Below are 15,591 nucleotides of genomic sequence, written 5' to 3' on the forward strand. Positions count from 1 at the left end.
AGAAAGTTACTGTTTCCTGAGAACATCATCAATGGCTTTTTTAAATTGAGAGTTGCTTTGTTTGCCCAGCAGAAATCGCTGTTGTATCCCTTTGTTATCATAGATAAATGTTGCGGGAATTGCACCACTCCACGATTTATCGAATTGAGCAAAAAAGGCATCCTGCGATGGGAAGTCCCAAACAAAAACTCGGAAAGGGGGTTTCATTTTTTTTAGGAATGGTTGTATCTTGGAATTGATTTCATCAGGATAATCGACACTGATTGCAACGACTTCAACCTGTTTTGCTTTGAGACTATCGGAAAGTTTTATCAGATCCGGAAACTCTTCTTTACATGGAATACACCACGTTGCCCATATATTAAGGACGAGATGTTTCCCATTTCGGTGAGAAATGAGTGAGTCCAATCCTTTTTCATCAATAGGTCGAACGGTTTGGCCTATTGATAGAACTGTATTCAAAAAAAAGAAGCCGAGAAAAACCCGGCTTCGTGAAAATTGATGATTCAACATTAATTCACTCGCTTAATGGTGCAACCGAACGCTTTGGTTTCTTTCACAGAAACTGGTTTTTCGGAAATAATTTCATCTAATGCCGTGCGCAAATCATTCGTTTTTACTTTTGCTTCTCGCTGTGAATCATCGATACGGCCATGATACAACACCTCCAATGTGGTAGGGTGAACGATGTAAATTTCCGGTGTGTGATTGGCTTCCAATTTATCAGCAATAACATTATTCACATCTTTAAGAATAGTAAATCCAAAATTATGTTCTTGAGCGTGTTCTTTAATTTCATCGGGTGCTTCAGCTTTGTTGGAGTTGATTCCGACCACGGCAATTTTTTTATCCTTGTAATCATTATATAACGACGCCATGCGTTCATTATAGGCATTTGACACAGGGCATTGAGTTGAAATGAACATTAATACGATTGCTTTTGATTCTTTGAAATCGGCAAGTTCAAATTTCTTTCCGTTATAATCATTTAATGTGAAATTTTCTACTTTTACTGGTGTGCCGGCGAAGGTAAATGTTACAGCAAGAATTAACGTAGCAATTAACGTTTTCATGGTTACTCCATTTGGTGATTGTTAGATACTATATTTTTGAACAATTTCTTCTGAAAGTTTTTCAGAACGGCCTGATGTAAGATTGACCAAGGTGTAATCAAAATACCCGTCTGCGGATAATTTGTTCGTCTCTTTTCTAAAGATCTCAAACCCGACTTTTGCTGAAGAAGTTCCGAACTCAAGAATCCCGGTCTTTACAATTGCAACATCCCCAAGGACAAGAGGGCGTTTGTATTGAATGAAGCAAGTGTTCACTACCCATCCTAATCCACGCCGGATGAATTCGTCCATGGACATTTTATAATCTCGCGTCATTTGTTCGTACCGGGCTGCTAAGACTAATTCAAGATATTTTGAATTATGAACATGGTTATTCATGTCGATATCATCCGGGCGAACGAGCACTTCTGAAGTAAATTTAGAATATTTCATATTGTTTCGCAAAGTCGCAAATGGAATAAGAAGCAATAATTTTTAATCATCTAGAGTATTAACAGTTCGTGCAATACTTTACTTACTGACTGATGTTTCTCACTTCTTTATTAATGAAAGAATATTTCGTCCCTGACGGGACTTGAAAATTGATCCGCTTGATCTTCTACAAATATCTTGTCCCTAATGGGACAACGGAACAAGCGAATTAGTTCATGATTTTATCGGCTTCAAAAATGCGCCGTAGGGGCGTAATAATAGCGACTTTGCGAGAGCGCTATTCTCTGTTTCTTAAAAATTCCACAAGTAATCGAACACCAGCGCCAGAACCACCACGAGGTATATAGTCTTGGTTTTCTTCTTGTATAGCAGTTCCAGCGATATCAAGATGCACCCATTTATAATCTCCGATAAATTTTTTCAGGAACCAACCGGCAGTAATGGAACCGGCCCAACGCCCGCCGACATTCTTCACATCAGCGACATCGCTTTTAATCAATTTTTCATATTCGTCGTACATTGGTAATTGCCATACTCGATCGTAGGTTTTGTCGCCGGCAACAGACAATGCGTCCATTGAATCTTGATCATTCCCCATCATACCGCTTGCATAATGTCCAAGGGCTACAACAACTGCGCCCGTTAATGTCGCAAGATCAATTACCAGTTCTGGTTTGAATATAGCAGCGTATGATAATGCATCGGCCAGAATCAATCGCCCCTCAGCATCGGTATTATCCACCTCGGAAGTCTTGCCATTGTAATGACGAATGATATCACCCGGTTTCACTGCGTCACCGCTCAACATATTTTCCACAGAGGGGATAAGTCCGACAATATGTTTTTTCAATTTTAATCTTGCAATTGCATGGAATGTTCCGATCACCGCAGCAGCTCCCCCCATATCCATTTTCATCTCCGCCATTCCTGCGGATGGTTTAATCGAGATTCCACCGGTGTCGAATGTGACACCTTTCCCTACTAGTACGATGGTTCCTTTTTTCTTATAAGATTTTCCATATTCCAACGTAATAAATCGTGGGTCTTTCGAACTTCCTTTGCTCACACCAATCACACCACCCATGCCAAGCTGTTGAATTTTTTTCTTATCGAAAACAGAAACGGTAAATCCTAATTGTCTTCCGAGTTGCTTGGCATCATTGGCAAGCGTTTCGGGGTAGATTTCACTTCCCGGAGCGTTGGTGAGATCGCGTGCATGGATTGTTGCATCGGCAATGATCTGTCCCGTTTGGATTCCTCGCAGAATCTCTTTGGAATAATGAGAGTTCGACACAAAGGATATGACTGATAACGTTTTTCCATTCTTCTCTTTTGAAATATATTTGTCATATTTATAGATAGAGAGAATCGATGCCTCAGACAGTGCAATGGCAATCTCTTCAATTGAATCGGGAAGAATAACCGATAGATCCGGCATGTCGATTGCGATGGAAGAAACTTTGAGTGCTTTTCCTTTTTTTGCTGCCGTTGCTGTCGCTCGGCGGAGTTTTTCAATTGTGAATTTTTTTGATTCGCCTAAACCTATGCAGAATAAGCGAGGTGATTTACTTTTTTCAGTATAGAGAAGTATCGTTTCTCCTTCTTTTCCCGAGAAATCTTTTGATGAAAGAGCGGATTCTGCTGTCTTATAAAAACCTGTAAGTTTTGATTTTGATTGAGCGAAGAGCTTTTCATCTTGAAAAATGAATGTAACAATGAGATCTGCGGATACTTTATCAATGGAAGAGCGGATGGCAGAAAGTTTCATATTATTCCTAAAGTAAAATTTCTTTTGTTTTATCTAAGACTGCTGTCACTGCATCCTGCAGTCCGATATTTTTTAGACGAGCACCAGAGGCATTTTTATGCCCGCCTCCGCCGAATTGTTTTGCTACAATATTGATTGCTATATCACCTTTGGACCGGAAACTGACCTTGACACCGTCCACAAGTTCTACGAACACAAGTCCGACAACAACTTTATTGATGGACAGAACATACTGCGTTAAATTGTCCACATCAGCTTCATTCGTATGTGTTTCGCTGAAGATCGATCGGGGAAGAACCATTGAAGCAATCTTCCCATTGTTATGCACTTGAATCGTTTCCAATGCTTTACCGAGTAAGTGGAGTTTATTGATCTCGCCGCTTTCGTAAATGTGCTGATAGATAGCGTATGGATCAACTCCGCATTTTAAAAGATGGGCGGTGATAATATGCGTTTCAGAATCTGTCTTGGGGAATTTAAATGAACCTGTATCAGTCATTATGCCGGCATATAATGCTTCGGCAATTGGCTTTGTGATCGTATTGGGATTGTCGGAGATGAAAATTCGATAGAGTAATTCACTCGTGGCCGGAACGTCAGTATCGACAATATATTGATCAGCAAAGTGTTCTTGTTCAAGGTGATGGTCTATACAGATTTTATATGCTTTACTTTTTTGCACGGTGTCTGCCATGGCACTAAAGCGTTTTGGAGAATTAGTATCCACCACGCAAAAACAGTCCACATTAAGAATATGATGATCCAGATTTCCATTATATGTCAGCATAGGAAATAACTTTGTCAAAAAGAGAAGATTGTCTGGTGTTTCACTCTGGTTGATGATAGTTACTTTTTTCCCTTTATCCTTCAGGAATAACGCCAAAGCTACTTCGCTTCCGATTGCGTCTCCGTCAGGATTTACGTGAGTTGTTATAACGAATGTTTGTTTGGATTTAAAAACTTCGTGCAGTTGGGTGAATTGTTCAATCATATACTCAAAATACGAAAAAATGACCTGGCTTCAAAGATGGAACTGGTATTAAAACAACAGTGCCCGACATTCGCCGGGCACTAAATATATTATATGGTTTATAAATTTATTGAATAACCCACGTATCTCCGGTATTCAACAATTTTTCAAGAGATCCTTTCCCTCGTTTGGAGATGGCGGAATCGATCTGTTTTTCCATTTCTACTTCATAACGGGGCCGATCTGTTGCGAGGAATATCCCGACTGGTCTTGGCAATTCAGCATTATATGTCATGTTTGCCAAAATGAACGCCAGTGTAGAATCTTTTTCATTATGAACTAAAAGATCGTTCACCGAGTGGCTTCCGTCTTTTAACGAAACGACAACCGGAGAGAAGCCGTCGAGTTTGATTCCTTTATCACTTTCTTTTCCAAAGACCAGCGGTTTGCCATGTTCCAGAAATACTACATTGTCGGGTTTTGATTCTTTTTCCGTAAAGACAAAGAACGCTCCATCATTGAATACATTACAGTTTTGATAGATCTCGACGAACGATGTACCTTTATGTTCTGCTGCCCGTTTGATGATTGTCTGCATATGTTTCGGATCGCGATCCAAAGAACGTGCAACAAATGTACCGCCTGAACCAAGAGCTAATGCTGCTGGATTGAACGGCATATCGACTGATCCGTATGGAGTCGATTTTGTTATTTTTCCCATTTCAGATGTTGGTGAGTATTGGCCTTTGGTCAATCCATAGATCTGATTGTTAAATAATAAAATATTCACATCAACATTTCGGCGAAGGATATGAATCATATGATTACCACCGATAGAAAGACCGTCACCGTCGCCCGTAGCAACCCAAACGCTCAAATCCGGGCGAGCTATCTTTAATCCGGAAGCGATTGCTGTTGCACGGCCATGGATACTATGAAATCCGTATGTGTTCATATAATAGGGGAAACGACTTGAACAACCTATTCCGGAAATGAACACAATTTTTTCTTTTGGAATGTTCAGATCGGGCATCACACGCTGTACCTGTGCGAGGATTGAGTAATCGCCGCAACCGGGACACCATCGCACGTCTTGATCCGAACTGAAATCTTTAGCAGTGTATTTTGTTGTTGCCACTGTTGATTGATTGGTAACGCCATTTACGAGAGTGTTCATTATTTTTTTCCTCCTAAGATCTCATCAATTTTTTGTTCGATCTCAATCGAACGGAAGGGTAGCCCTTGAACTTTATTCAGACCGATTGCCGGGACAAGAAATTTGTCGCGTAAAATTTTAATCAATTGCCCCAAATTAATTTCGGGAACAAGGACATACTTAAATTGTGACAAAATCTCACCAACATTTTTTGGTAACGGATTAATATAATGAAGATGTAAGTGGGAAACGGATTTTCCTTCTTTTCGTTTTCTCTCGACAGCAGTTTTGATTGTTCCATACGTACCACCCCAACCAACAACCAATACGTCGCCTTTTTCATCTCCTTCGACTTTTGCCGGGGGAATATCGTTTGCGATTCGTTCAATTTTCGACGCACGGAGTTTAATCATCTTATCATGATTTTCCGGTTCGTAGTTAATGTTTCCGGTCTTATCTTGTTTCTCCAAGCCGCCGATGCGGTGTTCAAGTCCGGGAGTTCCGGGAATTGCCCATTCACGGGAGAGTGTAACATCATCACGCAAATATGGCATATAGTTATCCGGATCTGTACGGAATTTTACAGAGATGTCTTTAAGATCTTTTACTTCAGGGATGAGCCATGGTTCCGAACCGTTTGCTATGTAACCATCCGTTAAAAGCATAACTGGAGTCATAAACTTTAATGCGATACGTGATGCTTCAAATGCCGCATTAAAACAACCGCTTGGCGTTGAAGCCGCAATTACCGGGACAGGTGCTTCACCATTTCTTCCATAGACTGCTTGCAGAAGGTCTGCTTGTTCTGTTTTCGTCGGCAGACCGGTGCTTGGGCCGCCGCGTTGAACGTTAACAATAACAAGAGGAAGTTCTACCATTACTGCAAGACCGATTGCTTCTGTCTTCAACGCAACACCAGGACCGCTCGTGGTTGTGAGTGCAAGAGAACCGCCAAAAGCTGCGCCGATAGCGCTTGTGATTCCTGCGATCTCATCTTCAGCTTGAAATGTCTTTACGCCAAAATTTTTGAAATATGATAATTCATGCAGGATGTCACTCGCTGGTGTAATAGGATACGAACCGAGGAAGAGTGGAAGATTTGCTTTTTCCGCAGCGGCAACGAATCCGAGCGCGGTGGCCTGGTTACCGTTAATGTTACGATATTTACCGGGAGTGAGCGGGGCAGGTTTTACATCATACTTTACAACGAAGATATCTGTCGTTTCAGCATAATTCCATCCGGCTTTCATTACCCGAGTATTCGCTTCAATCAGTTCAGGTTTTTTCTCAAATTTTTCCGTGATCCATTGTGTGGTATTGTCCAACGTTCGATTGAACATCCAATACATCATACCCAATGCAAAAAAGTTCTTTGTCTTGTCGACGATCTTTTGGCCAAGGTTCATGTCGGCAAGTGCAAGATTCGTCAGTTTTGTAATATCAACTTGAAAGACTTGAAATTTGGAAAGAGAACCGTCAGATAATGGGCTTTGCGCATATCCGGCAAGTTTCAAATTTTTGTCGCCAAAACCGTCGGTGTTGACGATGATGATACCACCATCGATTAATGAACGGAGATTCACCTTCAGTGATGCAGCATTCATTGCTACAAGAACGTCGCAATGATCGCCAGGCGTGTTAATTTCCGTTGCACCGAAATGGATTTGGAATCCACTGACACCGTATGTGGTACCGATAGGAGCCCGAATCTCAGCTGGATAATCCGGGAGCGTTGAAAGATCATTTCCCATTGCAGCGGAAGTGTTGGTAAACTGACCCCCAGTCAATTGCATACCATCACCGGAATCTCCGGCAAAGCGTATCGTAACTTCATCAAGAACACGAGTTTCTTTTTCCATAAGCACGTCTTTCTTAAAGTTTTGTCTCACCGCTAGGTATTTCTTTGTGCGGGATGACGTTGAAAAAATTGTTATTTCAGCTCATTTAAGAACGGGAATATTTTTTAAGGATAAAATCCCTGAAGCAATGTGTCAATTTTAATGCAAAAGCCGCGCCAAATATGAACTACCTAAAATACCGAGTTTTTTCTCCTGTAAGATTGCTCATTTTTCACTATTGAGAAATTCAGCGATGAAAATCCCAATCATATGAAGCTCATAAGAAATAATTCACGGTATTTTTGAAAATATTGAAGAGAATAATTAAGACCAAAAACTCCTTAATACTAAGTTAGATTATTAAATTGGCAGATTCAAGTTAGGTCTTATCATGAGACATAACGAATGAATTAAGGGCAAATTCAAAGTTATTGATGATTGAATAAAAAACCCGCTTTATCTACCGACGGAAGACATTTCAAGCGGGTTTTTATGTCTGAACATTAAAATCTAAAATCTGAACGCTGCGTTTACATTGGCAATGTAATGGCGTAGGTTGTTCCTTTTTCTTCTTCGGAGACGAGGGAGATTTTGCCCCCCTGTTTTTCAATAATCTTTTTTGCAAGGGCAAGATCAAGTCCTACCCCGCCACTTTGAACAACTTTCACGAACGGTTCGAAGATTTTTTCTTGAAATGCTTTTGGAATACCGCTGCCGTTATCGATGATTCTGATAAATAATTTCCCGGCATCGGAATCAGTTTCAAGTTTGATCATTCCTCCAGCTGCGACATAATTTGCTGCATATGAAATAATATTATCAAGTGCACGGGCAGTTCGTTCTGGATCGATGATCGCCTGACCATCATATTTTGCGTTCGTGTCAAATTTGATCCCTTGTTTATCTAAATCTGGTTTGATGCTCGTTGTCACGGATCGGATGAGTTTCCCAACGCTGGATAATTTTTTATCAACCTTAATATCACCGGAAGTGAAATCGATCAAGTCCTGTGTCATTCTGTTGACGAGTTGTGCAGATTCTTTTGCATCATCCAGCAATTCATTTTTCTTTACTTCATCTATTGGAGATTTTTTAATCTCATCGATGGCATTAACAATCTCTTTAATGGGAGCGCGAAAATCCTGAACCAACGATGCAGCAACTTGGCCAACGGTGGAGATTCTCATTGCATCCTGACTCTGCTTCAATGCTCCGCGCATTTGAGAAAATGCTTGCGCAAGTTTTCCCATCTCGTCGTTTCCACTCGGCAATGCTAGTTCATCACTCATATTTCCCTTACCAATCTCTTCGGTGGCTTTCTCCAATTTTTTTAATGGGGACTGAACGAGCGAGCGGAAGAAAATAAATCCGACAAGAATAACAAAGAAGGCAACTCCGCCGGAGATCATAGCGGAACGTTGAGAGTTCTTTTGATTTGCTTCAATAATCTTTGTGAGGGGAAAGTCAAGATGTGCAACACCGAGAACATCGCCGATCTGAACATCATGGCAGCGTTGACATTTTTTTTCTGCCACAAATGGAACCATTGCTTTGAAGTCATCGCCTAATCGGATCCATTGCTGCTTACCTGTTGCAAGAACTTGATTGCCGTATTGGTTATCGTATTCACCTTTATTGTTTGCCAACTCTACGCGTTCTGCTAATCGTGCAGCACGAGTGCTGTCCATAAAATCTTCGGCAAGGCGCAGTTTTGCAGTGTCTATCCTGATATAAAGATCATGAAGATTGGCCACATGCTTTACTTTCTCAAGATATTTATCATCCACCATTTGACTTTCTACCATCATGTTCACCAACGATTCACGAACTATTAGAGCTTTTTCATTTGCAGACTCGAGTGCTTGGGACTGCATTTGTTCTTCCTGATATTGATTATTCAGATAAATGCTGGCGGCAATCCCAACAATAAAAATGGGAACAAACGTGAGGAATAATTTTGTTGAGATACTAAGATTTCTGAACATAATGGCTCCTTGATGTGAAGTGCTGGGCTAAAATGATACAATTTAGTCTGATTTTCAAGGGTATAAACGAAAGAAATGAGTTTTCGGATTTATTAAATAACATAATTCTCCTATTGCATCACTTAACCAGGTGGTGTATAATTAAACGATAATGTGAGAAAAGTATGTCTATTCGTCCTATTAAACGTATTATTCCAGCCAAACCTACTCTTGAGGGAGCCGGTGTGCATCTACGGCGCGCTTTTGGTTTTGGGAATCCGAGTGAATTCGATCCATTCTTATTATTGGATGATTTTAGGAATGATAATCCTCGTGATTATCTTGCCGGTTTTCCATGGCATCCGCACAGAGGAATTGAGACAATCACATATGTTCTTGCCGGAAACGTCACACACAGTGATAGTTTAGGAAATAATGGCTCGCTCGGTGCCGGTGATGTTCAATGGATGACTGCTGGAAGCGGAATTCTTCATCAAGAAATGCCACAAGGGGATTCTGTTGGAAGGATGCATGGATTTCAATTATGGGCAAATCTTCCATCATCATTAAAAATGACCGCGCCGCGTTATCAGGATGTGAATTCCAAAGAGATTCCATTAGTTACAGATGACGATGGAACACAAGTGCGGATAATCTGTGGTGATTTTTGGGGAAAGAAAGGACCAGTTGATGGAATCGCAGCCGATCCACGATATCTTGATGTTTTTGTACCACCGGGAAAAAGGAAAACATTGAAGGTGGAAACATATCGTCAAGCATTCGCCTATATTTTTGAAGGAACGGGAACATTTCGTGAAGCATCTGCGCCTCAAGACACGCTCAGAGAATCATTGATGCCGAATGGTGACGAACGCCTTGAATGGTCAGGAAATCGTTCCTTGATACTTTTTGATAGTGGAGATGAAGTGACTGTTCAAGCAGGAGAAAATGGAATTCGATTTTTGCTCGTTTCGGGAAAACCTCTGAAAGAACCTGTTGCGTGGGGTGGACCGATTGTGATGAATACGCAGCAGGAATTACAACATGCATTTGATGAGTTACGAAACGGGACGTTTATTAAATAGAAGCATAGAACACGGATGACAAAGAAAGAACAGATTCTCACGGATGAATTATTTACTCCAGATCGGTGTGCATCCGCGTAATCCGTAACATCCATATTCTATTAAAGTAAAGAAAATAAAAAACCGAAGATCGCTCTCCGGTTTTTTTATTGATACGCCAGTTAAGAAAAGGTTACTTTTTGCGCTTTAATGCTTTTTTCACTTTTGCAAATTTCTCCTTATTCACACGATTATAGATTTTTGAAGGTAATCCGTAAATTTTGATAAATCCTTCAGCCGCTGTGTGATCGAATGTATCTTCTTTTGTATATGTGGCAAGTTTCATGTCATACAACGAGAATGGTGATGTGCGTCCGGCAATTTCAACATTTCCTTTATACAGTTTCACTTTAACAATACCTGTCACATTCTTCTGTGTTTCGTTGATGAAACCATCCAGTGCTTTCTTCAGCGGTGAAAACCATAATCCGTTGTAGATGATGTTAGCATAATCGTTTGCCAATTTAATTTTGTAATGTGTTACTTCTTTATCCAACGTCAGTCGTTCCAGTTCGCGATGAGCGAAATGCAGTGTGACTGCGGCTGGTGCTTCGTAAATCTCTCTCGATTTAATTCCGACTAAACGGTTTTCTACAAGGTCAAGACGACCGACACCATTTGCTCCAGCGATCTCGTTCAATTTGTGGATTAACGATACTCCATCCATTTTCTTGCCATTCAATCCTACCGGTACGCCTGCCTTGAATTCAATCGTCACATACGTTGGTTTATCAGGAGCGTTTTCGGGAGAAACAGTGCGTTGATATGCATCTTGCGGTGCAACTTCCATCGGATCTTCCAAAATGCCACATTCGATGCTTGTTCCCCAAATATTTTCATCGATCGAATATGGACTGTCCTTTGTTGCTTTCACAGGAATGCCGTGCTTCTGGCAATATTCCACTTCTTCTTCGCGCGATTTGAATTCCCACTCGCGCAGCGGTGCAAGCACTTTTAATTCGGGAGCGAGTGCCATAACAGCTACTTCAAAGCGGACCTGATCATTTCCTTTTCCGGTGCAACCATGAGCAACGGCTGTGCAACGTTCACGTTTTGCAACATCAACAAGTGCTTTTGCAAGTAACGGCCTGCCGAGTGAAGTTGCCATCGGATAAGAATGTTCATACAGTGCACCGGCTTTCAGTGCGGGGAAGATGTAATCATACACAAATTCTTTTTCAAGATTTTGCATGAATACTTTTTTTGCGCCGGATTTATATGCTTTCTCCGGCACGCCGATCAATTCTTTTTTCTGCCCAAGGTTTCCTGTGACAGTAATGATATCGGCATTATATTTTTCCTGAAGCCATTTTACTATGACCGATGTATCAAGTCCACCGGAATAGGCAACTGCAATTTTTTCTTTTTTCATTGTGATTTCTTTCTTAAGAGTGGTGAGTATATGATATCAAGGACAACTATTATTGTTTTTCGAACAGTGCTTCTTTTAATTGTTTTAGAATTGTAGAAATTTTCTTAACAGATGCAGGGGTTACTAAGACAGTGTCATCCCCGGCGAGCGTGCCCAGAATCATTCGATTACGCATTGAATCGATATAGGAAGCAACTCCTCCTGCTCTACCGGGAAGAGTACGAACAACGATGAGCGATTCATTTGATTCAATTCCGACAACTTCGTGGGTGACAAGTGGTGTAATAGATGATTCTTCATTGTTAGCGGAAAGAGAATATTTTTGCTTCCCGTTTGCATGGATCCGAACAATACCCAATACCGCAAAATCCCGAGAGAGAGTTGCTTGTGTAACAATAATCCCGCGTTTTTTCAACAATGCCACAAGCTCTTCCTGATTGGCAACGTCGTGATCTTGGAGAATCTCTTTGATGATGAATTGCCGCTGGTTCTTATTCATTACATTTTTCCGATCAACTTTGCCATGATTGCTTTTTGAATATGCAGACGGTTTTCCGCTTGATCATTCACCACAGATTGTTTTCCGTCTAACGCTTCGTCCGTGATTTCTTCACCGCGATGGGCAGGAAGGCAATGCATTACGATAACATCCTTCTTCGCCTGTCGAAGAAGAGATGAATTTACTTGATATTCCCAGAAATCAAAGATCCGTTTTGTCTTCTCTTTTTCTTGTCCCATACTTGTCCAGGTGTCGGTGTACACAACATCTGCTTTGTTTACGGCACTACGCGGATCGCGGATGATTTCAATCTTGCTGACGTTTGCCTTTTTGGCTCTATCAAAAGTAGTTTGATCCGGTTCGTACCCGAATGGAATTGCTAAAGTCAGGTGAATTGGAATAATCGAAGAAAGTTCAAGCCATGAATTCACAATATTATTTCCATCGCCCACGTAAGCCACCTTTACATGGTCTCGCAGCTTTCCATGCTGACGAATGGTATAAAGATCAGCTAAAATCTGACAAGGGTGAGACAGATCAGAAAGAGCATTAATCACCGGAACTGTGGCAAATTTTGAAAGATCCAGCAATAGTTGGTGATTGAACACGCGAGCAACAATAGCATCATTAAATCGAGACAAAACATTTGCAACATCCGCTGCTGATTCCCGAACGCCAAGTCCGACCCCTTCATCCGTAAGGAAGATAGCATGTCCGCCAAGTTGAATTACACCAACTTCAAATGACACACGTGTACGAAGAGACGGCTTTTGGAAAATCATGGCTACCGTTTTCCCTACGAGAGGTTTCACATCTTTTTGAGTCTTTAAGGAATCAGCAAGAGTAAGAAGTTCGAACACTTCGTCTTTGGATAAATCTGAGATGGAGATAAAATCTTTATTCATGTATTTTTACTCTGAAAAATTATTCATTTTCAATATTTCAAGATTGCAAAATCACAAGATTGATTTGGAAGTGCAAATCAGTGAATTTTGATAATCTTGAAAATCATGTAATCTTGCCATTAATAAAATAAAAGTAACTGCTTAGCTATTATTTGGGTGGATAGTGAAAACCTAGACATTCTGAGCGTAGCGAAGAATCTGAAAAACTACACTTTAAGTTTTCAAGCATACAAACCAGATTCTTCACTTCGTTCCGCAACAAAACTGCGGAACTCGTTCAGAATGACTAGGATTATATACTGTTTTATTTGGTCGCTGAATAATTACAAATAAAATTACAAAACTAATTCCGTTCCGATACCTTCATCCGTAAATATTTCAAGGAGAAGGGAGTGTTTTTTTCGTCCATCAATCATATGCACTTTTTTTACTCCGGCGTGGAGTGTTGAGAATGCCGATTTTACTTTTGGGATCATTCCGCCACTGATAATTCCATCGCCAAACAATTCGCGCGCATTTTGTTCCGTCAGCGTAGAGACAAGCTGTTTGTTTGCGATAACACCTTCTACATCGCTCAGATAGACCAATTTTTCAGCTTTTAAGGCTGAGGCAACCGCTGCGGCAGCGAGATCTGCGTTAACGTTAAAAATTGTTCCATCGGTGCCGACTCCAAAAGGTGCAATGACTGGCATCAGTTTATTGGACAAAAACATGTGAAGGAATGAGGTATTTACATCGACAATTTTTCCCACGAGACCGATATCCTGTCCATCTTCTAAATATTTTTCTGCAATCAACAGGTTGTTATCGACACCGCTAATACCGACAGCTTCTCCGTCATTTTGATTAATAAGATTGACAATCTCTTTATTAATCTTACCCGCAAGGACCATTTGAACAACATCAACCATTTTTTTATCGGTGAATCGATGTCCGTTCACAAACTGAGTTTCAATCCCGAGTTTATAAGCCGTATCGGTAATCTCTTTCCCGCCGCCATGTACGATTACGATATTGATTCCGATCTTTTTCAGAATCGTAACATCTTTTGCAAATCGCTGCTTCAGTTCGGTTTCTGTCTGCGCTGCACCGCCGTACTTTACGACAAATGTTTTCCCCTCATACTTTTGAATGTAGGGAAGAGCTTCGATCAGTATTTCTTCTTTAGATTGGGACATAGTTGATAAAGTCAAAGGTAAAAAATGTGAAAGTCAAAAGTGAAAAATAAAACTAGAGTGAATAAAAATTTTAATTTTTTACATTTTGACTTTTAACTTCTATATGATCCGTTAATTCTTACGTATTCTGCTGATAGATCACAGGTCCAGAACGTTGCCGAATGTTTTCCGCTATTTAATTGAACAGTGATTGTAATTTCTTTTTGCTCTAGGATTTTTTTTGCTTTTTCTTCAGAAAAACTGATATCATAATTTTTTCCAAGAATCCTTAACTCATCAAAATAAATCTCTGTTTTATCGGGATTAAATTTTATTCCTGAGCGCCCTGCTGCGGCAAGAATTCTACCCCAATTCGCATCTTCACCATGAATCGCCGTCTTGACAAGGGGAGAGTTGCAGATTGTTCTACAGGCAACTTCAGCATCAGCTTTGGATGGAGCACCCGTCACTGTGATTTCGACAAACTTTGTAGCCCCTTCACCATCTTTCACAATCAATTTGGATAGATGAATCAACACATGTTCAAGCGCGATATAGAATTTTTTGAAACCGGCAGTTCCTTCCTTTATTTCTGTATTCTCTGCTTTTCCATTTGCAAGAATAAGAGACATATCATTCGTGCTGGTATCTCCATCAACGGTGATTCTATTGAATGACATATCATTTGCTTTGGCAAAAGCGTGTTTCAATGCATTGTAGGATATCTTCGCATCCGTTGTAACAAAAGCCAACATGGTTGCCATATTGGGAGCGATCATTCCGGAACCTTTCGCCATTCCTCCAATACGCACGGGCACTCCTCCAATTTCGAACTCAACGGCGTATTCTTTTGGGAATGTATCCGTTGTGCAGATTGCTTCAGCAGCATCACTGTTGCCGTCTGTGCGTAGATGTTTTACGGCATCATAAATACCGAGCGTCATCTTGTCCATTGGAAGAAACTGTCCGATAACACCGGTAGAAGCGACAAGGATTTGAGATCCTTTAATTCCCAGAGCAGCAGCGGTTGTTGCAATTGATTGTTTTGCATTCATCATTCCACGCTCACCCGTGCAGGCGTTTGCATTACCGCTATTCACGAGAATTGCATGGGCTGTTTTGGAATGTTTCAATTGTTTGCGATTGAGTGTTACGCATGCCGCAACAGTGGCGCTTTGCGTAAAAACTCCCGCCACATATGCTGGGAGCGCAGAGTAAATAACGGTAATATCCTTTTTGGATTTTTTGATTCCGGCCCGTACGCCTGAAGCCATAAATCCCTGTGGCGAGCAAACACCGTTATGCACTGTTTTTATCTTGTGTGTTTTCATTG

Annotated in this window: 14 protein-coding genes; 1 reads left to right on the forward strand and 13 read right to left on the reverse strand. The window is 40.8% G+C overall.

Annotated features, from left to right (window positions below):
- Nucleotides 1-6: 6 nt before the first annotated feature.
- The 8 genes from WDA22_04185 to WDA22_04220 all read right to left on the reverse strand — a co-directional run bounded on the left by WDA22_04185 (nt 7) and on the right by WDA22_04220 (nt 9,222).
- A complete protein-coding gene (locus WDA22_04185) occupies nt 7-513 on the reverse strand; it encodes a TlpA disulfide reductase family protein (protein ID MFA5832659.1) in 507 nt (168 codons plus the stop codon).
- Complete coding sequence (locus WDA22_04190; protein MFA5832660.1) at nt 513-1,073, reverse strand: thioredoxin family protein; 561 nt, start codon at nt 1,071-1,073, stop codon at nt 513-515. The genes WDA22_04185 and WDA22_04190 overlap by 1 nt, the downstream gene beginning before the upstream one ends.
- A gap of 21 nt (nt 1,074-1,094) precedes the next feature.
- Nucleotides 1,095-1,505: an acyl-CoA thioesterase gene (locus WDA22_04195; GenBank protein MFA5832661.1), complete on the reverse strand. Its 411-nt coding sequence runs from the start codon at nt 1,503-1,505 to the stop codon at nt 1,095-1,097.
- A gap of 277 nt (nt 1,506-1,782) precedes the next feature.
- Nucleotides 1,783-3,273, reverse strand: coding sequence for a leucyl aminopeptidase (locus tag WDA22_04200; protein MFA5832662.1), 1,491 nt, complete (start codon nt 3,271-3,273; stop codon nt 1,783-1,785).
- A gap of 7 nt (nt 3,274-3,280) precedes the next feature.
- A complete protein-coding gene (locus WDA22_04205; protein MFA5832663.1) occupies nt 3,281-4,264 on the reverse strand; it encodes a bifunctional oligoribonuclease/PAP phosphatase NrnA in 984 nt (327 codons plus the stop codon).
- 106 nt (nt 4,265-4,370) lie between these two features.
- Entirely contained in the window at nt 4,371-5,420 is a 1,050-nt protein-coding gene (locus WDA22_04210) for a 2-oxoacid:ferredoxin oxidoreductase subunit beta (GenBank protein ID MFA5832664.1), read from the reverse strand.
- Nucleotides 5,420-7,258 carry a 2-oxoacid:acceptor oxidoreductase subunit alpha gene (locus tag WDA22_04215; protein ID MFA5832665.1) on the reverse strand — a complete coding sequence of 613 codons (1,839 nt, stop codon included), beginning with the start codon at nt 7,256-7,258 and terminating at the stop codon, nt 5,420-5,422. Before WDA22_04215 ends, WDA22_04210 begins: the two co-directional genes overlap by 1 nt.
- Nucleotides 7,259-7,767: 509 nt before the next feature.
- Entirely contained in the window at nt 7,768-9,222 is a 1,455-nt protein-coding gene (locus WDA22_04220) for a HAMP domain-containing sensor histidine kinase (protein MFA5832666.1), read from the reverse strand.
- A gap of 164 nt (nt 9,223-9,386) precedes the next feature.
- Here WDA22_04220 and WDA22_04225 point away from each other — a divergent pair, with 164 nt between their 5' ends.
- Nucleotides 9,387-10,286, forward strand: coding sequence for a pirin family protein (locus tag WDA22_04225; protein ID MFA5832667.1), 900 nt, complete (start codon nt 9,387-9,389; stop codon nt 10,284-10,286).
- 172 nt (nt 10,287-10,458) lie between these two features.
- Here the strand turns inward: WDA22_04225 and WDA22_04230 are convergent, their stop codons facing one another.
- The 5 genes from WDA22_04230 to argJ all read right to left on the reverse strand — a co-directional run bounded on the left by WDA22_04230 (nt 10,459) and on the right by argJ (nt 15,589).
- Nucleotides 10,459-11,697: an argininosuccinate synthase gene (locus tag WDA22_04230; protein MFA5832668.1), complete on the reverse strand. Its 1,239-nt coding sequence runs from the start codon at nt 11,695-11,697 to the stop codon at nt 10,459-10,461.
- Between the two features lie 49 nt (nt 11,698-11,746).
- On the reverse strand, nt 11,747-12,196 hold the full coding sequence (gene argR, locus WDA22_04235; protein ID MFA5832669.1) for an arginine repressor: 450 nt from the start codon (nt 12,194-12,196) through the stop codon (nt 11,747-11,749).
- Nucleotides 12,196-13,101, reverse strand: coding sequence for an ornithine carbamoyltransferase (argF, locus tag WDA22_04240; protein ID MFA5832670.1), 906 nt, complete (start codon nt 13,099-13,101; stop codon nt 12,196-12,198). Before argF ends, argR begins: the two co-directional genes overlap by 1 nt.
- Nucleotides 13,102-13,436: 335 nt before the next feature.
- A complete protein-coding gene (gene argB, locus WDA22_04245) occupies nt 13,437-14,279 on the reverse strand; it encodes an acetylglutamate kinase (protein ID MFA5832671.1) in 843 nt (280 codons plus the stop codon).
- Between the two features lie 92 nt (nt 14,280-14,371).
- Nucleotides 14,372-15,589, reverse strand: coding sequence for a bifunctional glutamate N-acetyltransferase/amino-acid acetyltransferase ArgJ (gene argJ / locus WDA22_04250; protein MFA5832672.1), 1,218 nt, complete (start codon nt 15,587-15,589; stop codon nt 14,372-14,374).
- Nucleotides 15,590-15,591 lie beyond the last annotated feature (2 nt).

The sequence above is a fragment of the Bacteroidota bacterium genome (assembly GCA_041658205.1).
GTDB lineage: Bacteria > Bacteroidota > Ignavibacteria > UBA10030 > UBA8401 > UBA8401.